The sequence below is a fragment of the Chitinophaga niabensis genome (assembly GCF_039545795.1).
GTDB classification, from domain to species: domain Bacteria; phylum Bacteroidota; class Bacteroidia; order Chitinophagales; family Chitinophagaceae; genus Chitinophaga; species Chitinophaga niabensis_B.
Window position 1 is genome coordinate 6,987,260 of the sequence record NZ_CP154260.1, and the last position, 25,849, is coordinate 7,013,108.

Genomic DNA, 25,849 nt, shown 5'->3' on the forward strand with positions numbered 1-25,849 from the left:
ATTATGAAGCTATATATAATTACAGGGATCATCCTGCTGGCCGGATGTAAAAAATACCTGGAAGAAGAACCGAAGAAACAGGCCAGCATTCAAACAGTAGCCCAGCTGGAAGCTTTGGTGGATAATGCACCAATTTTTTATGAAGAGGCGGATATTACCTCAGTATACTCTACTGATGATAATGAAATAACAAAAGACCTGTATAAAAAGAACCCTGGTGCATTTACTATTGATAATATGCAATATTATGTTTTCAGTGTGGATGGATTGATAGGTGCAGCTGCGGATGCATTATGGAATGCGGAATTCAAGAAGATCTTCACTGCTAACCTTATCCTTGCCAATATTGATAATGTAACAGGAGATCAGGCAACGAGGGATCGGGTAAGGGCCGATGCTTATTTTATACGGGCATATTCTTACTGGGTACTGGTGAATCATTACTGTGCGCCTTATCTTGAAGCGAATATGAACAGCATGGGATTGCCCATCAAAAACAGCATTGATTATACCGGTTCCCTTAAAAGGGCCACGTTGAAGGAAACTTATGATTTCATCCTCGAGAATATTGCAGAAGCAAAGAAAACTGCATACGATGATGTTGATCCGCGCCGAGCCTGGCGGATCAGCCAAAAAGCGATTGCTGCATTTATGAGCCGGTACTACCTGTTCACCGGAGATTATGATAAAAGTATTGAGGAAGCGAATAAAGCACTGGCCACTACAACGGCCAAACTGGTGGATTATAAAACATTGATCCCGGGCAGGGCTACCACTTATGCCAACCCGGCTGTTACGCTAAACTACAATGAACTGAATGATTGGGTGGCAGCTAAATTCCTGTACTGGACCGAGTTTTATTATACGCGGTATATCTATAATGGTTCACAGTGGTTTATACCCAGTGCTGCTTTGCTGGCATCTTATGATCAGGCGAATGATCTGCGGTATAAAAACCTGATGATGCCGAACGGTGGCAGAAGGTTTAGCGTAGTGGAGCCGGCTACCTTCCGTTATACCATGTTCAGCGATGGCAGGAATGCGCCAACAGGCCCAACGGTAGCAGAAGTGTTGCTGAATAAGGCAGAAGCACTGGCACGTAAGAACGAGGCAGGCCCTGCCATGGATGCAGTGAATATGCTGCGGTTAAAAAGAATGAGCACCTATATTGCTTTGACGGCCGCTGATAAAAATGATGCCATAAAAAAGGTATTGGAAGAAAGAAGAAGGGAAATGCCTTTTGCGATGCGCTGGTATGATATCCGCCGCCTGAGCGTAAATGATCATCCTGCAGATGATATTGCCGTAACACGTGATTTCTTTAATGTAAGCATTACCGGCATAGATGTGAATACACCTAAAACATATACGCTGGACAGCAAACGTTATCTTCTTCCGATCAATGGTGTTGAAATAGATGCCAGTAAAGGACAACTTACTCAAAACCCTTATTAAAATATTTGTTATGAAAAGAATAATCGTTCTCGTACTCTTATTTCCTCTTCTTGCAGTAGCACAGATGAAAGAACCAGCGCTTGTTACAGACAAAGCAGAACTGGCCAAACTGATCGCGGCGGTGGAAGCTACACCTGATAGCCTGAAAGTACACGAAGCTTATACAAAAGCAGCGGGTGTGAATACACCTGCGGTGGTGGCGCAATATGAAAAGTGGATGAAGAAATTTCCGCGTTCCGCTATGGTGCCTTATGGTATTGGGCTTGCGTATGTTAACAGGGAGAACCCCAAAGCAAAACCTTATTTGCTGAAAGCAGTAGCCATTGACCCGGCCTTTACAGAAGCATGGGGTAATCTGTGGACGGATGCACAACGCTGGGGCGATTTCAAAGGCGGCAAGGAGTATTTGCGGAAAGCAGCAGAATCAGATCGTTCCAATGCATCCTATGCTTTTTATTATGCCAATTCTTTCAAGGATGATGATACGAAACGCGAAGCCATGATCTTTGACCTGGTAAAACGTTTCCCCGACAACGAGCGGGGTGCACAGGGGTTGTATTGGCTGGCAGCGGATTCCAAGGATATTGACTACAAAGTGAAAATTTATGAAATGCTGAAAAGCAGTTACTCTCCTGCAAAATTCAGCTGGTCCCGCAGTGGAATGAGTTCTTACTATGATCTGTTACTGGATACCGATCCGGCAAAAGCAGTTACATTGGCAGAAGACATGGTGAAGTTTAAAGGGGAGGAAATGAAAGGATGGGAGAATCAGTTGACGATCGCACAAAATGTAGTGGCAGTGAAAAAACTGATCTCGGAGAAAAAAGGTGCAGAAGCTTTAGCATTGATCGATAAAATTAAACTGCCTCGTTACTTTGGATTTAACACCAGCCTTGCCATTTTAAAAGCGGAGAGTATTGCTGTATCAGGTAATAACCAGGCAGCTTACGACAGCCTGATCGTGTACTTCTCTAAAACACCTGAGGTGAAATTGAAAGAAACACTCGGCGTTTATGGCGTTAAATTAGGTAAAGATGCTGCACAGGTAGAAACAGATATCTGGAAAAGACTGGATGCCATTTCCCAACCTGCTACCCCTTTTACTTTAAAACGTTATTTAACACCCGGCAAAGCTTCTTTATCTGATTACAGGGGCAAAGTAGTGCTGCTCACTTATTGGTTCCCTGGCTGCGGCCCCTGCCGCGGTGAGTTTCCGCATTTTGAAAACGCATTGCGTAAATTCAAAGGCAAACCTGTTGATTACGTGGGGATCAATATCGTTTCTGAACAGAATGATTATGTGATCCCTTTCATGAAAGGTAGCGGATACACTTTTACACCACTTGAAGAAGAAGAAGGAAGGGCAAAAGGAAACATGGATAACAGGAGAGCCGCTCCCGTGAATTTCCTGATCGATGGAGAGGGGCGCCTGATCTTTAATGATTTCCGGATCGATGGAAAAAATGAAGATAAGCTGGAAATGATGATCAACCTGCTCCTGAATAAGAAGGCATAATTAACTATCCATTAATGATCTTTCAGGGCCGTTCCTTTTGGAGCGGCCCTTTTATTTGCACTCATTAACAATTGATTAGCTTTGGCACAGGGGCTAAATGCTCTATATTGCCGCCTTACTCCAAAAATCTTTAAGAAATGCTTGTGAAAAACCACCTCATCATCCTGTTATTGCTGTTAGCTATTGCCTGTAAAAAAGAATCAGCTGTTACTACACAAAAAGAAGAAGTGGCCATGGAGCCGGTAACTCCATTGGATAAGGTTATTCCGTTACCAGCAGGCCATTCCGGTACGCATCGCAGTGGTGGGCACATTCCTATTATTATGGTACATGGCCTCGGGGGCTTCGGGCCTGGAGAAATGGGCGGGCTTTATCATTATTGGGGAGGGATTGACAATATTCCGCAATACCTGACTGCTAGCGGGTATCCGGCATATGAAGCAAAAGTAGGCCCTGTAAGCAGTAACTGGGACCGCGCTATAGAATTGTATTATTATATTAAAGGAGGGTATGTGGATTACGGGAAATTCCACAGCAGTCATTTTGGGCATGCGCAAAAACGACTGCGTTATTTTCCCGGTATTTATCCGGAATGGGATGCGGAACATCCTGTGCATTTGCTGGGGCATAGCATGGGTGGCATTACTGTGCGTAAACTGGTGGCATTGCTGGAACAGGGAAATGCAGCAGAAAGAACGGATCCAGAACACGCGGCTATTTTCAATGGAGATAAAACCGGCTGGGTAAGATCTGTTACTACCATCAGCACACCACATAATGGCGCCACACTTTCCTATGTGTTGCTGGATGGAAATATTCCGTTTGTACGTAAAATGGTTACCTGGGTGGCTGCGTTGGCGGGGATTGTTCCGGGAATAGAAAAGATCTACGATTTCAGCCTGGAACAATGGGGCCTGGAGCAGCAACCAGGCGAAAGCTGGAATGCCTATGCGCAAAGGGTAGAGGAGAGTGACATCTGGAGCACAGATGATTATTCCGGGCATGATGTTACACCAGAAGCAGCTGTAGTAGCACAAGCCGCAGAACCGGATTCCAGGAATGTGTACTACTTCTCCATTACCACCAAAGCCTCTCTCCATGGGCTGCTCACAGGTTGGGAATATCCCCGCCTGGATATGAACCCGGTATTGATGCCGGTTGCTTATCCTACCCCGATACTGATGGGTATTGGTAATTACACCCGCAACGTTCCCGGTAAAATAGTGATAGATTCCAAATGGTGGCCCAATGATGGTGCTGCCAATACTTATGGGATGAGCGGCCCGGCGGGTAGTATTATCAGGCCCTACGATGCTGCGGTTCCACTGGAAAAGGGTGTATGGAACCATGTGGGTGTATATAACGGGTACGACCATTTTGATGTGATCGGCATCGGTTATTTCTTCTCCGTAAGACCATTTTATACCAACATTGCCCGGCTGCTGAGTACAGTGGAGTAAAATTCATATGATTCTGTAAATTATTTATGTATTTTGGAATGTTAATACTATAAATAATTACACGTATGAATAATGAATATTCAAGACGGTCGTTCTTGAAACAAGCTATGCTGGCGTCTGCGGCAGTTGCTGCTCCCGGCATATTGATGGCAAACGGCAAACCGCTGAAAGCGGGTGAAAAAGTGAACCTGGCCTGCATTGGTATTGGTAACCGTGGCGCAGAAATTATACAGGCTTTGTATAAAACCGGTCTGGCTAATATTGTGGCATTATGTGATGTGGACATGGGTGCACCGCATACACTGGATACATTGAAGCAATTCCCTGACGTGCCGAGGTTCCAGGATTTCAGGCAGATGTTTGATAAAATGGGCAAAAAGATCGAGGCGGTATCTATTGGCGTTCCCGACTTTTCCCACTTTCCTATTACGATGATGGCCATGGGGCTTGGCATACATGTATATGTTGAGAAGCCAATGGCACGCACTTTTAATGAGGTGGAACTGATGATGAAAGCGGCGAAGAAATATCCTAAAGTGGTCACCCAAATGGGGAACCAGGGGCATTCCGAAGCCAATTATTTCCAGTTCAAAGCATGGAAAGAAGCGGGCATCATCAAAGATGTAACAGCTGTTACTGCACACATGAATTCCTCCCGCCGCTGGCATGGATGGGATACCAATATTAAAAACTTCCCTGCAACAGAACCTACGCCGGACACCTTAGACTGGAATGTATGGCAGATGCAAACACAGGGGCATACTTATAACAAGGATTTTGTGAATGGCCAATGGCGCTGCTGGTTTGATTTTGGTATGGGTGCTTTGGGAGATTGGGGTGCACACACCCTGGATACCGTACATCAGTTCCTGGATCTGGGCCTGCCTTACGAAGTGAACCCGGTGAAATTAACCGGCCACAATAATTTCTTCTATCCAACTTCCACCACCTTATCCTTCAAATTCCCTAAACGTGGTGATATGCCACCGTTGGAAGTGAGTTGGTATGATGGGGTAGATAACCTGCCGCCGATCCCTGCAGGATATGGTGTATCAGGCCTTGATCCAAACATTCCGCCGCCAAGTACAGGAGCGATCAAACCTGCTAAGCTCAATCCGGGTAAGATCATTTACAGTAAGGAACTAACCTTTAAAGGAGGTTCACATGGCAGCACACTGTCTATCATTCCTGAAGAGAAAGCAAAAGAGATGGAAAGCAAATTGCCGGTAGTACCGAAAAGTCCTTCCAATCACTTTGCCAACTTCCTGCTGGCTTGTAAAGGACAGGAGCAGACCCGTTCTCCATTCTCCATCGCAGGGCCTTTGAGCCAAATGTTCTGCCTCGGTGTGATGGCGCAATGGACAGGCAGTAAAATTGAATTTGATAGGGAGAAGAAGATTGTTACTAATAATAAACATGCAAACGATTTACTTGTTGGGCCTCCGCCACGTAAGGGCTGGGAGCAGTACTACAAAGTGTAGCGTTCTGCCGGATAATAAAAAAAGAGACAGCTGTTTGGCTGTCTCTTTTGCTTTGAGCTGTTGCGTGATATGCAACATGTTTTTATACTTTTATTTTTCCTTCAATGGAATCGTCCAGTGTTTTGCCGGTGAGCGCTCCTACGATCTGTTTCGCAAATGCCACAATCTGCCCATGTTTGGTATCCCAGTAATAACCTTCTAAAGGAATGAACCGGATCACGGAGATACGGGGATCATCTATACCTTCTGTGAACCAGGTTTTGATGAGCGGGTTCCAGAGTTCTTTTATCTTTTCCTTATCGTCATTGATGGAAGCCCTGCCGTACAGCGTCATGAAATCTGAATGGGTACTTCCTTTAAACAACAGTTGTACTGCAGGATCTACTGCAATTTCAGCGTTCTTATGGCTGTCTTTAGGACTCAGGAACCAACAGGTTCCGTTATCATCCACTTTTAATGTAGCCATTGGGCGGGTAGAGAATTGTTCTCCTGTTTTTATACGTGTACAGAAGAAACAGCTTTCCGCTTTCTCTGCAAGTTCTTTCAGCTTTTTGACAGCCGGGTTGCCCTGCAGGTCTTCATGATTGTCTTCTGGCTGTTGCCGGTTAATACTGTCCATGATGCACGTTTTTGAATATCGGGTTCAAAACCATGCCATAAATGAAAGGCTCCGGTATCTCCGGAGCCTTTCAGTGTTTCAGTTGTGTTAATTATAATAGCGATTCTTACTTTTCAGATACTTCATCAGCAAAGCAGGGTAATCTGTTTGTATCATATTCGCACCATTTTTCAGCAATTCACCATAAGCTTCCAGGTCTCCGGCGGCAGCTCTTTTGTCCACTTCACCGAGTGCGTTGATCCAAACGCGTCCACCGTTCTTCTTTATTTTGGCAGTTACTTCTACTGTGTTGTGAGAAGGATCAATGTGAACCGCTTCTGTTTTAGTGATCGCAAAGAGTGAATCAATATCTGATGCCTGATGAGTTCTCACTAATGTTCTGAAACCGGGGTTTTGCTCTTTCACCATTTTCGCATAAATGCCACGGCCTAAGAAGAACATGGTAGTGCTGGCAGTTTGTGTTCTGTCTACCACTTTGATGATCTGGGGAACACGGTTGGTTTTAATATCAAGGTCCACCAGTATTTTACCTTTTGCGAGGTTCAGTGCTTCTTCCAGTGTGGGCACCTTTTCTTCTGTTAACTGGCCATTGAACTTCAGGCGCAGTTTCCTTACTTCTTCAAAAGTAAGATCGGATACTTTCCCTGTACCGTTTGTTGTTCTGTCAACAGAAGCATCGTGCATGACTACCAGGGAATCATCCTTGGTATGGCGCACATCCAGTTCCAGTATATCAATGCCTAATTCTATACCTCTTTTGAATGAAGCCATGGAGTTTTCCGGGAAATCATTATGTGTACCCCTGTGTGATGCGATCAATACGATCTTTGAGTCAGGAGACAAAAACGCTTTATTTATCTCTTTAAAACGCGCGGTTTCCTGTGCGCATACTATGGAAGAACCGGCCACCTGCAATAACGCTGCAAATAAAACTTTTCTGAACATACGGGTGTATTTTTAGTTTAGTAATAACCAATGTTTTGTTCTTCCTGGATCGGGCCTTTCGGGATCAGCCTGTCGATATGTGTTTGCGGGATCGGGCGCAGTACATGGAAGTCGCGGATATTCTGTGCATCCGGGTTATATAATTTCACGCGCTCTACCAGCTTTTCACAACGGTCCAGATCTTCCCACCTGTTCAGTTCGCCCAGCATTTCACGGCCTCTTTCTTCCAGTATGAAATCAATAAAATTATTGCTGATCTGTAAGGCAGTCACCTGCATTTGCGGGATGGTGCTGGCAGTTCTGTCTGCATAACTTCCTCCTTCAAACGTCCAGTACTGGGTGGTTTTCATTTCACCATCTTTGTATGCAGCGCGTGTTCTTACTTCATTGATATATTTGGCAGCGTTCTCGTATTCACCTTTGCGGCCATAAGCTTCCGCGAGTAGTAACAATGTTTCCGCATAACGGAATACCATCCAGTCTTTAGAACCATTGGTATCATTGGCGGTGATACGCGTTTTATCCAGCCATTTCTTCAGGCCGGGGAAGATGTTGTTCCTGGAAAAAGGAAGGTAGAAGTTCAGGGGGAAGAAATAAGAGAAACGTTTATTTTCCTGTGTGGCAGCATCCTGTTCTGCCTGTGTGGCATAAAGTGTTGGCGTGAACCAGATAGCGGTATCACCTGGTTTTACATCTATTTTATTTCCGGCAGTAGTGGTAATACCTGTTGCTGCCACGTTGGCGATGTAAGCCCATACAAATGATTTCGCGAAACGGGAATCATATTTACGGGTAGCACCAAACAGGCCTGTGTACACATAGGGAGTAGGACGGACCCTGCGGTAAGGGCGGCCATATTCTGTGGTACGGGTTAGTATTTTAGTGTTCACAGCATCGTACTGCGGAACGTGGTACAGGTGCTGGTTGTTACCGCTTCCATTGTTCAGGGTGTTGGTAGTGAACTGCACGGCAAATACCACCTCAGGGTTCACCTGGTTAGCAATATCGAACAGCTGGGTGTAATCCGGTACCAGGGAATATTTACCTATTTCCTGGCGCACTACCTGGCCGGCATAGAAAATAACACTGTCAATATCAGTTGCTTTTGAACCGCGGATGGTTTTTTGTTCTGCAGAAACAGCACTTCCTCTTGCGAGATAGATCTTTGCCAGCAGATGTGCAGCAGCAGCTTTTGTAGCGCGGCCCTGTTCTGCAGGTGTTACCGGCAATTGTGCAACAGCCGTTACCATATCTGCAATAATGGTAACATAGATATCTTTCACCGGCGCACGTTTGAAATCTGTTTTCACTTTATCGATGGCAGTGAGTACCAGGGGCACATTACCAAAATGCTGGATGAGTTCGAAGTAATAGAAAGAACGCAGGAACTTAGCCTCTGCTTCCACTATTTTCTTCCTGTTTTCATCCATGGCTACTTTAGGCAAATAATTCAATGTTACGTTACATTGGGAGATGCCGAAATAGTGATAATCCCAGTAATCAGATACATCACCGCTCAAAGAACTCAGGGTAGCGAGGTATTGGTTAAAAGACCTGTCACCATCAGATCCTGCTGTAAACAGGTCTGTTCCGGCATCACTGAAAGTGAGAGCGCGTTCGCCATTCACTGCCAGTCTTAAGTTATTGTAGGCTGCGGTCAGTGCCCCTTCCACACCTTCCGGCGTTTCATAGAGCTGATAAGAGACTTTGGAAATAACTTTCTCTTCCAGGAATTTTGAACAGCCGGAGAAAGAAGTGATTGCCATAACAGCCGCAAGGCACGCATATATCTTTTTCATTTATCTCTGTTTATAGTATTAAGAAAATATTAGAAACCCACATTCACACCCAGCAGGTACATGGTCAGGCTTGGTTCATTAAAGCCGGTAGCTCCTTCAGGATCAGTGCCGGGGAATTTAGTGACAACAAAAGGATTCTGTACACTGCCATAGATCCTGAATTTCTGTAAATGGGCTTTTTGTACAACATGTGCAGGGAGTGTATAACCGAGGGAAATATTCTTCACGCGCATGAAAGAACCATCGTAATAGTTCAGGATGCCCAGGTAGTTTAAACCAGCTGACCCCAGGAACGGACGGGGATAGGTTTTGCTTGGATTGGTGGGCGTCCAGTAATCCAGTTTAGGTTGATTATAGCGGCCATCGAAACGCATATCAAGATTATGATAAATGGTCTGGCCTACGTTGGCATAGATGAAAACAGAGGCATCAAAATTACCATACTGGATGTTGTTACCCAGGCTGGCTGTCCATTTCGGATCCTGCTGACCAAAGATGGACCTGTCCGCCGCATCGATCTTATAATCTTTGTTCAGGTCCAGCGGCCTGATATCTCCTGGTTTGTAGACTGCGCCATTAACAGCAAATTTGGCCATCTCGGCTTTATCTGCATCCGTATCCTGCCAGATGCCGTTAGGTCTCAGGTCGTACATCACTTTAACAGGCTGGCCGATAAACCAGCCGGATGCCAGGTCATCATTTTTTCCATTGTAGAGTTCTACGATCCGTTGTTTATTGGTAGCGAAGATCCAGTCTGTGCTCCACTTTAATTTGCTGGTGGACACGTTCACGGTGTTGATGGTTACTTCAAATCCTTTATTGGTTGTTTTACCAATGTTCACGAGGATCTTATCAAAGCCGGACACAGTGGGCAATTGCTGATCGAGCAAGAGATCGCTGGTGTTTTGCTGATATGCTTCGATGCTACCGGAAATACGGCCCCTGAGCAGGGAGAAATCAAGTCCGATGTTATACTGCCCGGTAGTTTCCCAGCTAAGATTAGGATTGATCATGTCCGTAGGTGCAAAGCCCAGTTTGGAAGTTTCGCCATATACATATCTTACGGTGGAGAGGCTGCCCCAGGTAATATAAGGCGTTACACCACCGGAGTTACCTGTTCTGCCCCAGCCTAAGCGGAGTTTCAGATCATTGACAGCTTTTACATCTTTCAGGAAGTTCTCCCCTTTCAGGCGCCATGCCAGGGCTACAGAGGGGAATGCTACCCATTTATGCCCTACTGCCAATACGGATGAGCCATCATAACGGGTAGAGAAGGTAGCGAGATATTTGTTCTTGTAGTTGTAGTTCAACCTTCCCATAAAGGAAGCCAGCGTGGAACGTACGTAACCACTGGAAACGCCGCTTATCGTTAAAGCACTGCCCACATTGTAATACAGCTGCTGATCATAAGGGAGGTCTCTTACGGAAACACCATAACTTTCAGTGGTTTCAGATTGTATGGATTGTACTACGGTTGCGTAGAAATTATGGTCGCCAATAGATTTATTATAGCTCAGGATGTTTTCCCAGGTGTACATGAATCTTTTATTACCACCATTAGAAGTACTGGATGGCGCTTCTCCACCCGCGGAAGCAGTATTGGCTTTGTTGAAATTGAGGTTTTGTGTGCCGCGGTAATCAAGACCCACATTAGACCTTAAGTTAAACCCGTTCAGGAAAGAAACATCCAGGTAATAATTTCCGATATAACGATCCTGTTTCACCAGGCGTTTGGTATTACCAAAATTGGTGATGGGGTTAGGTGTACGCGTGTTGTTGGTGGGGTATAATGCCAGCGTTTTTCCGTCTGCTGCATAAGGAGAGGCGAGCGGATTGAAGCTTTTTAATCCATACGTGTCAAAGATCTCATTCCAGCCGGCATTCAGTTGTGAACTGGTGAACAGGGATTGTGTACCTACCTTGATGTTGTCCCTGATACTGTGATCGATATTGGCGCGAATGCTATAGCGTGTATAATCCTGATCTTTTACCACACCCACGTTGTTGAAATAACCGGCGGATATGAGGAGTTTGGTTTTATCTGTTCCGCCGCGTACGCTTACCTGGTGGTCCTGCATGCTGCCGGTCCGAAGGCCATAGCTCATCCAGTCTGTGCTCACCAGTTTGGAGGGATCGTAAGTGCCGCTTGCCCATGCATTTTCCATGTTCTTCAACATGTAGGGAGTGGCTACCAGCTGATCATTCTTAAAGTCAAGGTCGCGGCTGGGTTTAGGATCATAAGCGCCACCCAGTGTATTACGCTGCGCTTCGCGGGAATATTCTACAAACTCTGCGGCATTCATTAATTCAGGCATGGGGCGGTTCTTTTGTACACCATAGTAACCGTTATACTCTACGGTGGTTATACCCGGTTTGCCTTTTTTTGTTGTAATGATGATCACACCATTTGCACCCCTGTTACCATATATCGCAGTAGCAGACGCATCTTTTAATACGTTGATGGTTTCAATGTCGTTTGGGTTGATCTGCTCTGCACCATCTGTAAGGGGCATGCCATCTACCACATATAATACTTCATTTGAGCCAGTGATGGAACGTGCGCCCCTTATCCTTACCTGTGCAGTGGTACCTGGTTTCCAGGAAGTTGTTTGTGCCATTACACCAGCTACGCGTCCCTGGAGGGCTTGTGTAACATTGGTTACAGCTACTTCTGTTATTTTCTCTGATTTTATGGTAGAGATGGCGCCGGTCAGGTCCTTTTTAAGTACAGAACCATACCCGATCACTACTACTTCATTGAGGTCAGCGGGTGCTTCCTTCATGCGTACGATCAATGAATTGTTAGCTCCGGCTTTGATAGCGAAATCTTTGATCACATACTTTTCATATCCCATGAAGGAAAACGAAAGCTGGTATTTATTACCGGGCTTCAGGCCTGATACTGTAAATACACCTTTTTCATTGGTAGAGAGATTTTGTTTTTCGTTAGTACCTGTTGCAACAATACTTACACCAACACCTATCAGTATTTCTCCTTTTTCGGATGTCACAATACCGGTAAGTTGTGGTTTCTCCTGTGCTTTCAATGAAATTGAAAAAGCAAATGTTACCAGGCATAGCCACCATTTGATTGTTAGAGATCTGAATTTCATCATATTGTTTTTTCTGTTTTGACAATAGTTTCCCCGCATGCTCCGAATGAGCATGTTTTTTAAAGGGGTTAATTTTTTTTCTTATTGAATCCTGGTTACTTCTATCTTATTGTTGTCCACTTTTTTAAATGCCAGCCCATTGATGTTCCCCAGCATTGAAAGCACTACGTCTAATGAATCAGATGGCAGGAGTTTACCTGTTATCAGCATGTTGTTAACGCTGTCATCGCTGAATTTGAATGTTACATTATATTGTTTCCCTATGCTAGCCAATACTTTTTCCAGTGGCTCCTGATTGAATTCGAGTGATATGCTGGTGGTGTCTGTTACCTGAACCGGCAACGGAATATTTTTGATCTCTTTGAAAGACTTCACGGTGAACTGCCTGGAGCGGTTGTCCATCACAAATTGTTCTCCGGGCTTCAGGTATACATCCTTCATACCGAAATTTCCTACAGCGGAACGGATCACCACTTTCCCTTCAAATAGTCTTACGCTTACTTTATTCTGCAGCAATGTATTCATCATAAAGCGGGTACCTAATACAGTGGTACTGATATTTCCTGCATATACGGTGAAGGGCCTCGCCGCATTTTTCTTTACTTCAAAAATGGCCTTTCCTGAAAGCCTTATATCGCGCCTGCCGGTATCAAATGAGGCGTAATAGCTGATGGAGCTTCCCTGTGCTAATTTTACAACGGAACTGTCTGACAATACAAGACGCCGGACACTATCGCTCTTGTTGGATTCAACGATGAGCGGATCTTTCTTTTTTTCAACAGTGGCGATAACCGGTGTGGTTTTTTTACCTGTGTTATAATGAAGCCACATGGCACCACCAATACATAGTATCATGGCTGCGGCGGCTGTCCATTTTGCTGAGATCTTAAAAACACGACTGGAAGTATTTTCTCTCTCAGTGATAGTATTATGCAGTTTTTCCAGCAGTAGTGCTGACTTTTCCGGAGGAAGCATAGGATCGCCGGATTGAAGGAAGTCTTCAAATTCCTGCTTTAAGCGGGCTTTCTCCCTTCGTTCGTTCTTTTTTAATGCCATGCTGTTCTGTGGTTTCGAGATAAATACCCTGAACTGCAGAAAAGGGGATGCCGTTTGGTGTTACGAAATTGTTATGTGCGTCAGCTGAGATAGAAAAATAGCAGAGATGCGCCGGTAGCAAGGACTTCCGCCTGGTGGTGAGAGATATAATCTTTAATAAAACGGGTAGATTGTTTGAGATAATCCTTTACGGAAGTAACGGAAATACCCAGGATGTTTGCTACTTCATCATATGATTTTCCTTCGTAGCGGCAGAGCCTGAACACTTCTTTTTTCCGGTCCGGCAGATGGTTCACTGCTTCTTCCACGATGGATAAACGGAAGGTGTATAACTCTTCGCTGATGGGTTCTTCAGGGTAGATGTCTGTGGTGTTGAGGGGTACCTGTTGTCTTTCTTTTTGCTTAAGGTATTTGAGGGATTTGTTGAAACTGGTAACAAACAACCAGCCGGCAACTTTGGCGGGCTGCAGCTTTACACGGTTTTCCCAGAGAGCCAGGAAAACTTCCTGCAGTATATCTTCAGCCGCTTCACGCTGTTTCACGATCTTCCATATATTGGCATACACGGCCTGGTGATATTGATGATATAAGGCATCAAAACCACTCAGATCGATCTGATCTGATAAACATTCTCCAAAATATGGCGTGTCCATTTCGCGGGTAAAACTACAGTGAACCGCGTTCAGAGTGATATTATAAAATTGTGAATTAAAAAAGGCCCCGGTTTGCGGAGCCTTTTTCATTTTTAAAATCCATAACGTATACCAAACTGTATCTGCCAGGGATTACCGGATGGCGTTACTACGCCGGTATTCACATTCACATTATAATTATAGGCGGTGGTGGCTGCATCGAATCCACCGAGTGAATAGATATTCTGTTTTCCGAGGGATTTGTTAGTACCCCAACCCTTATTCAGGAGGTTGGCTATGTTAAAGAGATCGCCGGAGATCTCAATGTTGTGGCTTTTGTAAATATTGAATTTTTTACCGATCCGAAGGTCCCAGATACCATAGAAGCCATTGATACCAGCATTCCGTTCAGCAACGGTGCCCATGCTTTTTCGGATGTAATCTTTCAGGCTGTTATCTACACTGGGATTGTTCAGGATGTTGTTAATACCGGTGCGGTATTTTTCAGCTACGGCCGGATTATTTACATCAAATATATAAGCCAGATCGTTGGAGTTTACAAAGTCTCCATTCACATTACCATTCACTGCCAGGGAGTAGCGGGTACCACCCAGTCCGGAATACCTTACACCAACGCTGAAACCTTTCCAGCTGGGCAGTGTACCATAGAACACTACTTTATGACGGAACTGGTTATCTGAATAACTCATGAGGCTCAGGTTACGGGGATCTTCTTTTACCATGAGTGAGAGGGTGGCGGTATTGGCAACGTCTCCATTATAAGAGGTGTTGTCTTTTGCATCATTCCAGGTATAGCTGAAGGTGACTTCACCATCTCTGAAATAACGCCAGTTCGCATCCACTACAAAAGCATACTGGTTCACTTTACCACCGGCATTCAATTCCAGTACCCGGCCTACCTGTGTGCTTTTTCTTCCCTGCGTCCAGTCAGCCACACCATTGGTGGGGTTGATTGTTGCGGCAGGAACATACACTGCGCGGTTTCCTTCATTGGGCAGGCGGAAGTATGGCTGATCCACCATATTTCTGTCCACATACATATAGTTATTCCGGGCAATGCTGGTGAAGAAGGTGATACCTGCTTTCAGGCGATCGGAGAAGAGGTGATTGTAGGAAATGTTGGCTTTATATAATACCGGGATGCGCGCGTCCTTTGCATTGGTATTTATTGTACCGATGCGTGCAAGACCTAACTGGTCGAACAATTCCTTACCGGGAGCTTTAGAAGGATCTTTCCTGTATTCAACAAAATCCGGTACTGGTACATTGTTTCCTGTGATATCAACAGAGAGTACTTTGGTCCCATCAAACAACATGTTATTGATCATTGCATAGTTGTTGATATCAGATCCAAAGATCCCTGCGCCGAGGCGAAGGTAATCTGTGTGTTTTTCATTGATATCCCAGTTGAACTGTATACGTGGTTGCACCTGGAATGTATTCAGTGGATTATCTGTGCGTACGCCTAACTGATCATATACAGTTTGATTGAAATTGGCTTTGTTCATGTAAGTGGTATAATCCGCACGTAATCCAAGGATCATTTCCAGGCCACGGCCAAGGCGGGTTTGCATCTGCGCATAAAGGCCGGCGTTCAGGATATTCTGATTAAGACTGGGATCTTCAGCAAGAGCTATTTCACGGGCATAACGGTAAGGTGTTTTGTTATCGAAATTGGTCATACCGGTGAAATAAAAACGGCCATTCATTTCACTGCCGTACAGTGAATTCAAATGGCTGTACATGATGTCTGTACCAAAGGTGAAATTAGCTTTGTTGGTATTGAAGTATACGTTATCTACCAGTTGCACGATGTTATTGTAGAAGTGTTCCGGCGAATAACGCTGCCCTCCTAACTGAATAGAAGTAAATACATTGTTGCTGTTGATGGTAGATTGTACCCTTTCAACAATAGCACGCGGGATGTTTTGTTTGGGCAATTGTTTATTGGGTACACTTTCTTCAAAAGTATAAAGGTGCTGCAGCTTCAGCTCATTGGTCACCCGGGGATTCAATACGGTACGCAGGGTGGCAAGGAGGCTATTATTAAAGGTATTGGCATCGCCATATACTTCGTACATATTGATGGCAGTATTATCATCGCGGCCCTGGAAGTTGCGGTCATTGATAAAGTTATTCCGGATCGTGAGGAGGTTCTTTTCATTCAGCTGCCAGTCGATACGGGCAAACACTGCATCCGTACTTCTTTTCTTGTCAAAAGAACCAAACTGCGGTGCATTAGATACGCCATATTTACTGCGGGCTATCTGCTGGAACTGGTCCAGTGTGGATTGTGTAATGTTCAGGCGCTTTTCGTCATCAGGCGTGCGGATGTCTGCTAATTGCAATGGACGTGCATCTGCCTGGCGGTCCCAGGTAAGGAAGAAGTGCGCTTTATCTTTGATGATAGGGCCTCCCAGGGAGAAGCCAAATTGATTGGTAGAGAAATCATTGGTTCTTTTAACCCCACGGATATCATTAGGACTGGAGAGCCAGTCTGCCCGGCTGAACATAAAAGCAGAGCCGGTGAAAGTATTGGTACCAGCTTTTGTTACGGTGCTTACGGTACCTCCGCCACTGCGGCCATAGGTTACGTCGTATTGATTGGTGACCACTTTAAATTCACGGATGGCTTCCATGGATATGATATACGGAGCACCTGTGCGGCTGTTGGAACCTCCACCGGAAGTAGGGTTCCTGGCTGTGGTACCATCAATAGTGAAGTTGGTGGAAGAAGCCAGCTGGCCTGATAAATTGCTGCCACGGCTAAGCGGGGAGAGGTCTATCAGGGTAGTGAAGTTCCGGCCATTTACCGGCAGTTTGGAAATGTCTCGGGCAGTAACGGTGGTTGCGGCCCCAAAGTTTTCCGTTTTGTTGCGGAGCGAATTGCCTACCACTTTTACTTCATTCATGGTCACTGCGGAAACTTTCATAACCACATTTACACGGGTGGCATCCCCCTGGCTGAGAAAACTGCCTTTTTCCTGCTGGTCTGCATAACCAACATAAGTTACCGTTACAATATAAGGGCCACCCAGTGGCAATTCCCGGATATTGTATTCCCCTTTTGAATTGGTGACAGTGCGGGAAGTAAAGCCGGTGGATTGATTTTTTACCATCACAGAAGCGCCGGGGATGAGCTGTTTGTTTTCATCTGAAACAACCCCATAGATGGAAGCCTGTGTGGTTTGCGCCTGCGACCGGAGGGCCACAAAGCAAAGCAGGAATAGCAAGAGTTTTAAGTAGGATCTCATAAAGTAATGGATTATTAAAGGGTACAAAATAGAAAGCGGAAACGTGAAATTGTCTTGTTCAGTGGAATGATAACATTAATTTGATACACTTTCGTAACTAAAAGTAATAATAAATGTAATTAAATGCAATAAAAAGAAATTGTTAAGTCTTTAAAATGGAATGTTTGGAAAGCCAGGTTTACCAAAACGAAAAGACCGCCTTTACTTGTGAAGACGGCCTCTGTTTTGGCTTGATGGCGCTATATTCCTATATCCCTATATCGCTGAAGGCTCATTCCTATATCATTCTACCTGCATTCCTATATCGTTTGGATATAGGAATGCTATAGGAACGATATAGGAATGCTGGAACTGGGATATAGGAATGATATAGGAAATCCCATGGATGGGGCCAGGAATCTTACTATAAAGTCAAGGGCTGCCCACGGGCAGCCCTTGTGTATGCATGGCGGAAGGAGTTTTTACTTGTTCAGGGTCAGGTCTTCATCTTTGTCCCATTGGGCTATAATTCCCCAGCCATAGAAATCACATGCTACGGCGATCATTATTTCATTATCTCCCTGAACCAAAGGGATGGGCATAGAGGTATTTTCAACGGCACAGCGGCCCTGTGGTTGTTTCATCAGGGGATGGCCATAGATGTTCTGGTCGGTGCCAATGAATTTTCCGTTTGCGAAGATCCAGACCTCATCACTTATACCCAGGTTCAGTTTCCTGGTTTGTGCGGTCGCTGAATGTACATTGGTTTTGAGCCAAACCAGCCTGCGGGAGAGAAAAGGAGGGCCGCCATATTTACGGGTGATATTGACCAAGCCTCTGCGTTCTGCCCAGATCGTATCCCAGCTGCTGGCATCTTTCTTTTTAAAATACTCGTCATTGAATTCAAACCTTTTGGGTGCTGCAACGGGTGGGCTGATCTGCCATCTGCGGATATAACGGGTATCATGATCCGTGAGGTCTGGTCCTTCCTCCGGTGAAAGATCTTCCGTTTGGCCGGGTTTTACGACCAGGTTGGAGATGATCACCTCGGCCGGGCCATCGAACGCCAGGGTGCCATGCAGGCTGTTGCCTTCAAGCCTTGGTATTAAAAGGCAGGGCCATTTATCGTTATTTACATAAGCGCGCATCTGCTTGCCGGAGATCACGAGTTTTACATGATTCCATTTCCCTGTTTCAAAAGAGGCCGGCGCCTGGTAATGGAAAAGCATATCCCAAAGGTTAACACCATCTATAAAAGGAGCGTATTGAACAGCATCTCCTTTTCCTGATTTTGCGGGACGGAAATAAAAACATTCTGTTTCCTTTGCACTGTTCCACCTGAAGAAAAAAGACGTAAACTTTTGCTCAAACAGTTCTATATCATATTCAATCGTGCCATCCGTGAAATCCATGGTTTTCAGAATTACTGAATCCTGGCCGCTCAGGAGTTTCATGGCGGGTACTGATCTGTGCGTGGTAAATTCAACGGCGCCGGGTTTGAATGCCCAGTTTTCAGCAGTGAGGGGAACTTTGATCTCCTGCTGTTGTTTCTTTTTCTGTTGGGCTGTTGCCATAAAGGCAAAAAGAACCGGGATGAGAACAATTGCTGTTTTTGTCATGACCTGTTTTTAAATTTTAACTGGATAGGTACAGCAAATGTGAATAATAAGTAAATTGATAGTCATTCAAAGGAGCGCCAAGTTCGTGCAAGTAGCTGCAAGCTCATAACATCTTCATTTAAAATGAATAACAGTCTTGAGATAAACTATATAAAAAAGTGCCTGGCATTGGCCGAGGCTCGTTTGGGCTGGGGAGACAGTCATGACTGGACAAGTTATGATTTTGAAAAACTCAGTGAAACCATCCGGGAGGCTACGGGTGTAACGCTCAGTGTGACTACATTGAAAAGATTGTGGGGTAAGCTGAAGTATGATAATATCCCGGCTACTACAACTTTGAATACCCTGGCACAGTTTGCAGGGTATGAGGATTGGCGGGAATTTAAGCGGCAGGAGAAAGCAGTTGCTCCTGAGGTTTCTGAAAGGCCGGAAGTTGCAGCGGGAGCTGGAATGGCAGAGATAGCGGAAGGCACTGCATCGGCAGCAGCCGGAACATCTGAGAAAAAGAAACCCCGCCGCCGGAAATGGGAGTATGGGCTTGCGGTATTGCTGCCATTGGTGATTATACTGTATCTCTTATTCTTATCGAATACTACCATCCGCATTAATAAAGAGGACTATCAATTCAGGAGTAATACAACCGTAACCAAGGGGGTGCCTAACTCCGTGATCTTTACTTATGATGCTACGGCCGCTGGTAATGAAAAGGCATCCATTTCACAGTCCTGGGACATCAGGCGGAAGGTTACCGTACCGGCTGATCAGAAAGAGTATTCTACTATTTATTATACACCCGGATATTTCCGGGCAAAACTGATCATTGGTGAGCAGATCGTGAAAGAACATGATCTGATGGTGGCTTCGGATGGCTGGCTTGCATTGGCAGAACAGGAAAGTGGTGTGCCGGTTTACTTCAAAAAAGAAGAATGCGAAAAAGATAGCGCGATAGTGGTTGACGAAGCATTGCTTGCCGCATATCATCTTCCTTTACAACCTTCCCCTCCTGCGTTGCGTATTTATAACATACAGGACCTGGGCATAAAGAATGATAATTTCACGCTTGAAACAAGCTTAAAAAGCGCGTATCGTGGAGGAACAGCTGCCTGCCAGCGGGTAGAGGTATTGATCCATTGTAAAAATGATATGATCATGATCCCGCTTTGTGCAAAAGGTTGTGTAGGAGATCTTGTGCTTGTAGCTGCCGGGGCAGTTGCGAAGAGCAGTAATGCCAACCTCTCCGGATTTGGTTGTGATCTGAGCCAGTGGGTAAAGCTTAAAGTGGAAGCAAAAAATAAACAGGTGAATTTCTTCGTGAATGGAGAAAAGGCGTACTCGCTTACTTTTTCTGCGGAACCCACTGATATAGTAGGACTTCAATACCGCTTCCAGGGAACGGCTGCAGTGAAGGATACCCGTTTCACAAAAGGTGATCGTATAATTAAACTTTAATAATAAAGATATGGTAAGAGCATTTTTAGGTATGGGACTGTTAGGAACAAATTTCGTGAAGGCCCTGTTGGATAAAGGTGTGGAGGTACAGGTATGGAACAGGAGCCCGGAGAAAGCAACAGCGCTGGAAGCAGCAGGTGCCAAAGCATTTACGGCAGCAGCAGATGCTGTAAAAGGGGCAGATCATATACATATTGCTGTGAAGGACGATACCAGTGTAAACCAGGTATTGGCAGCAGCTGTTCCGGGTCTGAAAGCTGGTGCAGTGATCATTGATCATACCACTACTTCTGCTGAGGGCGCTATACAGCGTACAAAGGAATGGAAAGAAAAAGGATTTACCTATCTGCATGCGCCCGTATTTATGGGACCTGCCAATGCAAGAGAAGGGAGTGGTTACATGCTGGTATCAGGAGATCAGGCAGTGATTGAAAAAGTAAAACCATTACTGGATAAGATGACGGGGAAGCTGATCAATTTCGGGTCCGAAGAAGGAAAGGCTGCAGGGATGAAATTAGTTGGTAATTGTTTCCTCGTAACCTTTGCAGCAGGATTGGCGGATACTTTATCTCTTGGTAAAGCATTGCATATTTCCGCGCAGGATATCGGGTCACTGTTTGATATCTGGAATCCTGCACAAATGTTGCCTACCCGCCTTCAGCGTATGAGCAGCGGAGAATATGATAAGGCTTCCTGGGAATTGAACATGGCGAGGAAGGATACGCAGCTGTTTATGAACACGGTGGAAAATAGCAATGGAACATTGGCTGTAATACCTGCTATTGCAGCTGAGATGGACCGCTGGATAGAAAAAGGTTTCGGTAACAGTGATTGGACGGTGATTGCAAAGAACGCCGTATCATAAACGTACCCAGCTTTCGGGCAACAGGTCTTGTGTGTCTTTAGGGCCTAAACTGGCAAACCATTGTAAGGGCGCCACTACCTGTTTGCCTTCGTTCTGAGATAACCATGCAGCCCACCAGCCAAAGCTGCTGTTAGGGATAATGAAGTGTTTGCAGGTGATCATCATCCTGAAGATATCCCTGTATTTTTCCCCGGCATATGTTAAAGGAACGAAAGTGGCGGGAGATTGAAAATGCAGGTTGGCTTCGCACCAGGTGATATCATCTGAGAAGATATATAAGTGCGGGTCTTTTACTTTCTCCCGAATATATTTTTCTGCACGCATGTAATAATCCACATCCATAGCACCATGATAAGGATTGTTCACATATTCTTTTCGCCGTACGTTTACACATACTGCTTCACTTAGCCGGATACTTTCCATCAGCGGGATGGCTTGCGGGCCGATAGGATGCACGAAATCGAAATCCTTACGGATCACAGCTGCGTATTGCCTGAAATATTTTTCCGATTGCCAGAACCCATCCAGGTAAGCATCAGGGCCTGCATTAAATACGGCCGGCGTATAATGAAAATAAGGTTCCCGGATATTGGTTTGCGGGATGCTGAGTATTTTTTTTACCAGCAGGTCTGCCCGTTTAACAGGCAGCCACTCGTTGCGGATCCGTTTCACTTCTTCCGGTGCTGCAACGGGAACGTGTATACGGAATATATCCAGGTCAAAATTACGATGTACAAAGCCGGTTTCGCGTTTGGCAGAATGATCCAGCAGCCAGCTGAGGTCCAGTTTGAGCGTGGTTTCGTGATGCAGGCTCAAAGCTTTTCCCAGCGCGTATTGGAACATTTGGTTGCCTAATCCGCCCATGAGTTTTACAATGATCATACTTACAATAAGACGGGGCATGATCATGCAAAAGTTGGGTGAGGGCTAAAAATAAAAAAGCTGCCGGGTGGCAGCTTTTTTTATAGTGTTTTATAGGTTTTGTTTTTTCATTTCGTTCATCGCATAATCTGCAGCCCTGGCAGTGAAAGCCATATAAGTGAGTGTTGGGTTCTGCGTACCTGTTGAGGTCATGCAGGCGCCATCTGTCACAAATACATTCTTACAGGCATGCAGCTGATGCCAGCCATTCAATAAAGATGTTTTGGGATCGTGGCCCATGCGTACGCCGCCCATTTCATGGATATCCAATCCGGGGTTACGATCTGTATCGCGTGTTTTTATATTGGTGAATCCGGCGGCTTCAAACATTTCGCGCATCTGTTCGTAATAATCCTTTCTGATCTGCCGGTCGTTTTCATCATACTCAACCTTCACACTGATCAGGGGTACGCCCCATGCATCTTTCTGGCTTTTATCCAGCCGCACATAATTATTTTCTTTAGGAATGGTTTCGCCCATCATATGTGAGCCTACCTGCCATGGTCCTAATTCTGGTTTCACGAGGCTGTTCTTTAATTCTTCTCCTACTCCTTTGGAATTGCGGGATTCTGCACGCCTTGCGCTGAATGCGGCGGCATAACCACGCAGGAAATCTGTTTCCTGTTTGAATACATTCCGGAAGCGGGGGATGTAACCACCTCCCGCCGGATTCCTTCCGTCAGTTTTATATTCCAGCAGTCCGTTGTATTCTGCGCTGATGGTAGCGCTGTAATTATGGAAGGCCACATACTTACCCATTAAGCCGTTATCATTACCCAGTCCCTGCGGGAACCTGTTGGATGTAGAGTTGAGCAGAATGAGATTGGTATTGAGAGCCGAGGCATTCACGAAAACAACTCTGGCAAAAAAGTCTATTTCTTCTTTTGTATTGGTATCTATCACTTTCACGCCGGTAGCCTTTCCTTTTCCTTCATCATATATAATGGAGTGTACCACAGAAAAAGGCCGTAAAGTAAGGTTGCCTGTTTTCTGTGCCCAGGGAAGGGTAGAGGCATTGCTGCTGAAATATCCACCGAAGGGGCAGCCGCGCTGGCAAAGGACCCGGTTCTGGCATTGCACCCGTCCCTGATCAAAATGGATCTGGTTGGGTTTGGAAAGATGCGCACAGCGGGCACTGATCAAATACCGGTTGGGGAATTTTGCTTTCAGTGCATTTTTGAAATGATCTTCTGCCGCATTGAGGGGAAAAGCGGGAAGGAATTCACCATCCGGTAGTTCTGCCAGGCCGTCTTTATTCCCGGAAATACCGGCAAAACGTTCAACATAACTGTACCAGGGTGCAATGTCTTTATAACGGATAGGCCAGTCCACTGCGAATTCATCGCGGGCAGGGCCTTCAAAATCAAAATCGCTCCAGCGTTGTGTTTGCCTTGCCCAAAGCAGTGATTTACCACCTACCTGGTAACCCCTGATCCAGTCGAAGGGTTTCTCTTGTACGTAGGGATGTTCCGCATCTTTTACAAAAAAATGCCGGGTGTCCTCATGATAAGCATAACAGCGGTTGACGATAGGATTTTCCTCCTGTTCTTTCCGCGGGATCTCATTACGGTGTTCAAATTCGTAGGGGAACATGTTGGTAGTGGGATAGTCCTTCACATGTTCCACCGGGCGGCCACGTTCCAGCACCAGTGTTTTCAATCCTTTTTCCGTAAACTCTTTGGCTGCCCATCCGCCACTGGCACCGGAACCGATAACGATCACATCAAAGGTGCGTTCTTTTACACTATCTATTGTAAGGTTTGCCATAACTGTATTTGTTTTTATGCCGGGAAATAACCGTTATACCTGCCGGGCACTAATTCGTATTTTACAATATTGGTCATCACGTATTTGGAACTGAGGTATCCCTGTATGGTTTTGCTTTTCGTGATGTCGTAGAATTTTTTAACGGGATCGTCTTTTTGCTTAATGTCCTGGATACTCTTTAATACTTCCTGCCTTTTTTCCGGGGAAGCATCGGCAAAGGAAGTACCGGCCTGTTTTGAGAAGTGGTCGTTAAATCCTTTCAGTCCTTCCACGAACAGCTTTTGATTATCTGCCGTGTAGCAGTCGTCTACCATCTTTAATACAAAGAGGTGTAGTTTGAGCGACTTCGCACCGGGGGTGGTTGTTTCAGGAATAAGTGTTTCTGTTAATTCAGCCAGCAGGTTTTCCTCGTCTTCGCTGATGGTGAGGTTCTGCAAGGCTATACTGGCTTTCCCGGAGTTCCTGTAACAGGCCGGAAGTACCATCGCCCCTCCCGCTATGATCAATAAATTGCGGATGGCCGCCCTTCTCTTGATTAATTTATCCATCAGATTTACTTTAGCTTGACGGGTAAAATACTAAAGATTCGGTAATTTTTTTTATTCCGGCACCTCCTATTGGAATAGTTATGCGTCTTTATATTGTTATGGACCAAAAAACATTTAACGCATTACTGGAAAAGTTCCTCAGCGAGGACCTCAGTCAGGAGGAAGTCTCCCGGTTGCTGGATTCCCTGCAGGATGATGCTATGCGGCAGCAATGGGAGGCTGCCCTCAGCACTTTATTGCATAATAAAACGGTTCATGGCCTTTCTGACCCTGCGCGTATGGAAGCTGTCCGTCAATCTATTATGGCAGGCAAGCAGGCAAAGAAACCTTCCGGCATCAGAAAGATACTCCCATATGCAGCAGCGGCAGCACTCCTTGCTTTTGCTGTAACCGGGCTGATCTACTTTTTGAAACCCGCTACTCCGGGGGGGCAGCTTTTGAGTGGAACTGCACATGAGCGGGTAATGCCTGGTGGTAATAAAGCGGTACTCACACTGGCAGATGGTTCGCAAATTACGCTGGACACTACGGAAAATGGTGCCATTGCTCATCAGGGCAATGTGCAGGTGATTAAGCTGGATAGTGGCCAGCTGGCTTACAATGCTGCACGGGAAAAAGCTGAAGGAGAGATACGTTATAATACACTGGCTACTCCAAGAGGAGGGCAGTTCAGGATTATTTTGCCCGATGGGTCCAAAGTATGGCTGAATGCAGCTTCTTCTTTGCGATTTCCTACTGCTTTCATCGGTAAGGAAAGAGAAGTACAGTTAACCGGAGAGGCCTATTTTGAAATAGCCCAAAATCCCGGCCAGCCGTTTAAAGTGGCTGTGAAAGGGATGATGGTACAGGTATTAGGTACTGATTTCAATATCATGGCCTATGACGATGAAATGAATATACAAACTACCCTGCTGCAAGGTGCGGTGAAGGTAAATAAAGGCACACAGACAGTTCAGTTGAAACCGGGGCAGCAGGCAGCGTTAAATACAGCAGGCAGGATGTCTGTCAGCGACGATGTGGATTTGGAAGGCGTGGTTGCCTGGAAAAATGGCTATTTCCATTTTAACCATGCATCACTGGAGGCTGTGATGCGTCAGGTAGGGCGTTGGTATGATGCTGAGATCACGTATGAGGGGAATGTACCTGACAGGGAGTTCGGCGGCAAAATAGCAAGAGGCAGTGATATTCAGGATGTATTGAAGATACTTGAACTGAGCAATGTGCATTTCAGGATCGAAGGGAAAAAGATAGTTGTAACACCATAGTTAATACACGCAGGCAAATCAAATGTTTTTACGAGTACTTAAAAATTACGGCCAGACGCCGAAGGGGATAGTTTTGCCCCGACAA

18 protein-coding genes are annotated in these 25,849 nt (G+C 45.4%); 7 read left to right on the plus strand and 11 right to left on the minus strand.

Features of this window, described 5'->3' with window-relative positions; genetic code table 11:
* Nucleotides 1-3: 3 nt before the first annotated feature.
* From AAHN97_RS28155 to AAHN97_RS28170, 4 genes are all read left to right on the plus strand, one after another.
* Entirely contained in the window at nucleotides 4-1,455 is a 1,452-nt protein-coding gene (locus AAHN97_RS28155) for a RagB/SusD family nutrient uptake outer membrane protein (protein ID WP_343305394.1), read from the plus strand.
* 10 nt (nucleotides 1,456-1,465) lie between these two features.
* Nucleotides 1,466-2,971 carry a redoxin domain-containing protein gene (locus tag AAHN97_RS28160; protein WP_343305395.1) on the plus strand — a complete coding sequence of 502 codons (1,506 nt, stop codon included), beginning with the start codon at nucleotides 1,466-1,468 and terminating at the stop codon, nucleotides 2,969-2,971.
* A gap of 137 nt (nucleotides 2,972-3,108) precedes the next feature.
* Nucleotides 3,109-4,431, plus strand: coding sequence for an esterase/lipase family protein (locus AAHN97_RS28165; RefSeq protein ID WP_343305396.1), 1,323 nt, complete (start codon nucleotides 3,109-3,111; stop codon nucleotides 4,429-4,431).
* Between the two features lie 95 nt (nucleotides 4,432-4,526).
* On the plus strand, nucleotides 4,527-5,912 hold the full coding sequence (locus AAHN97_RS28170; RefSeq protein WP_343305397.1) for a Gfo/Idh/MocA family protein: 1,386 nt from the start codon (nucleotides 4,527-4,529) through the stop codon (nucleotides 5,910-5,912).
* Between the two features lie 82 nt (nucleotides 5,913-5,994).
* On the opposite strand, the gene AAHN97_RS28175 is transcribed toward AAHN97_RS28170, so the two are convergent.
* The 8 genes from AAHN97_RS28175 to AAHN97_RS28210 all read right to left on the minus strand — a co-directional run bounded on the left by AAHN97_RS28175 (nucleotide 5,995) and on the right by AAHN97_RS28210 (nucleotide 18,949).
* The gene (locus tag AAHN97_RS28175; RefSeq protein ID WP_343305398.1) at nucleotides 5,995-6,531 is read right to left on the minus strand and encodes a pyridoxamine 5'-phosphate oxidase family protein; all 537 of its coding nucleotides are present in this window, start codon (nucleotides 6,529-6,531) and stop codon (nucleotides 5,995-5,997) included.
* Nucleotides 6,532-6,618: 87 nt separating this feature from the next.
* Nucleotides 6,619-7,476: a glycerophosphodiester phosphodiesterase family protein gene (locus tag AAHN97_RS28180; RefSeq protein ID WP_343305399.1), complete on the minus strand. Its 858-nt coding sequence runs from the start codon at nucleotides 7,474-7,476 to the stop codon at nucleotides 6,619-6,621.
* 17 nt (nucleotides 7,477-7,493) lie between these two features.
* Complete coding sequence (locus tag AAHN97_RS28185) at nucleotides 7,494-9,275, minus strand: RagB/SusD family nutrient uptake outer membrane protein (protein ID WP_343305400.1); 1,782 nt, start codon at nucleotides 9,273-9,275, stop codon at nucleotides 7,494-7,496.
* Between the two features lie 29 nt (nucleotides 9,276-9,304).
* Nucleotides 9,305-12,391, minus strand: coding sequence for a SusC/RagA family TonB-linked outer membrane protein (locus AAHN97_RS28190; protein ID WP_343305401.1), 3,087 nt, complete (start codon nucleotides 12,389-12,391; stop codon nucleotides 9,305-9,307).
* 78 nt (nucleotides 12,392-12,469) lie between these two features.
* Nucleotides 12,470-13,444, minus strand: coding sequence for a FecR family protein (locus AAHN97_RS28195; protein ID WP_343305402.1), 975 nt, complete (start codon nucleotides 13,442-13,444; stop codon nucleotides 12,470-12,472).
* Between the two features lie 80 nt (nucleotides 13,445-13,524).
* A complete protein-coding gene (locus AAHN97_RS28200) occupies nucleotides 13,525-14,097 on the minus strand; it encodes an RNA polymerase sigma factor (protein WP_343305404.1) in 573 nt (190 codons plus the stop codon).
* A gap of 92 nt (nucleotides 14,098-14,189) precedes the next feature.
* Nucleotides 14,190-17,351, minus strand: a complete 3,162-nt coding sequence (locus AAHN97_RS28205) for a TonB-dependent receptor (protein WP_343305405.1) — start codon at nucleotides 17,349-17,351, stop codon at nucleotides 14,190-14,192.
* Between the two features lie 461 nt (nucleotides 17,352-17,812).
* Nucleotides 17,813-18,949, minus strand: coding sequence for a hypothetical protein (locus AAHN97_RS28210; RefSeq protein ID WP_343305406.1), 1,137 nt, complete (start codon nucleotides 18,947-18,949; stop codon nucleotides 17,813-17,815).
* A 123-nt stretch (nucleotides 18,950-19,072) separates the two neighbouring features.
* Between AAHN97_RS28210 and AAHN97_RS28215 the strand changes: the two genes are divergently transcribed.
* Nucleotides 19,073-20,398 carry a hypothetical protein gene (locus AAHN97_RS28215; RefSeq protein WP_343305407.1) on the plus strand — a complete coding sequence of 442 codons (1,326 nt, stop codon included), beginning with the start codon at nucleotides 19,073-19,075 and terminating at the stop codon, nucleotides 20,396-20,398.
* Between the two features lie 10 nt (nucleotides 20,399-20,408).
* Complete coding sequence (locus AAHN97_RS28220; protein WP_343305408.1) at nucleotides 20,409-21,263, plus strand: NAD(P)-dependent oxidoreductase; 855 nt, start codon at nucleotides 20,409-20,411, stop codon at nucleotides 21,261-21,263.
* Here AAHN97_RS28220 and AAHN97_RS28225 read toward each other — a convergent pair.
* The 3 genes from AAHN97_RS28225 to AAHN97_RS28235 all read right to left on the minus strand — a co-directional run bounded on the left by AAHN97_RS28225 (nucleotide 21,258) and on the right by AAHN97_RS28235 (nucleotide 24,499).
* Complete coding sequence (locus AAHN97_RS28225) at nucleotides 21,258-22,166, minus strand: alpha-1,2-fucosyltransferase (protein WP_343305409.1); 909 nt, start codon at nucleotides 22,164-22,166, stop codon at nucleotides 21,258-21,260. The genes AAHN97_RS28220 and AAHN97_RS28225 overlap by 6 nt on opposite strands.
* 69 nt (nucleotides 22,167-22,235) lie before the next feature.
* Entirely contained in the window at nucleotides 22,236-23,951 is a 1,716-nt protein-coding gene (locus tag AAHN97_RS28230) for a GMC family oxidoreductase (protein WP_343305410.1), read from the minus strand.
* Nucleotides 23,952-23,965: 14 nt separating this feature from the next.
* Entirely contained in the window at nucleotides 23,966-24,499 is a 534-nt protein-coding gene (locus tag AAHN97_RS28235) for a gluconate 2-dehydrogenase subunit 3 family protein (protein ID WP_343305411.1), read from the minus strand.
* A 98-nt stretch (nucleotides 24,500-24,597) separates the two neighbouring features.
* Between AAHN97_RS28235 and AAHN97_RS28240 the strand changes: the two genes are divergently transcribed.
* On the plus strand, nucleotides 24,598-25,764 hold the full coding sequence (locus AAHN97_RS28240; protein ID WP_343305412.1) for a FecR family protein: 1,167 nt from the start codon (nucleotides 24,598-24,600) through the stop codon (nucleotides 25,762-25,764).
* The last annotated feature ends 85 nt before the right edge of the window (nucleotides 25,765-25,849 follow it).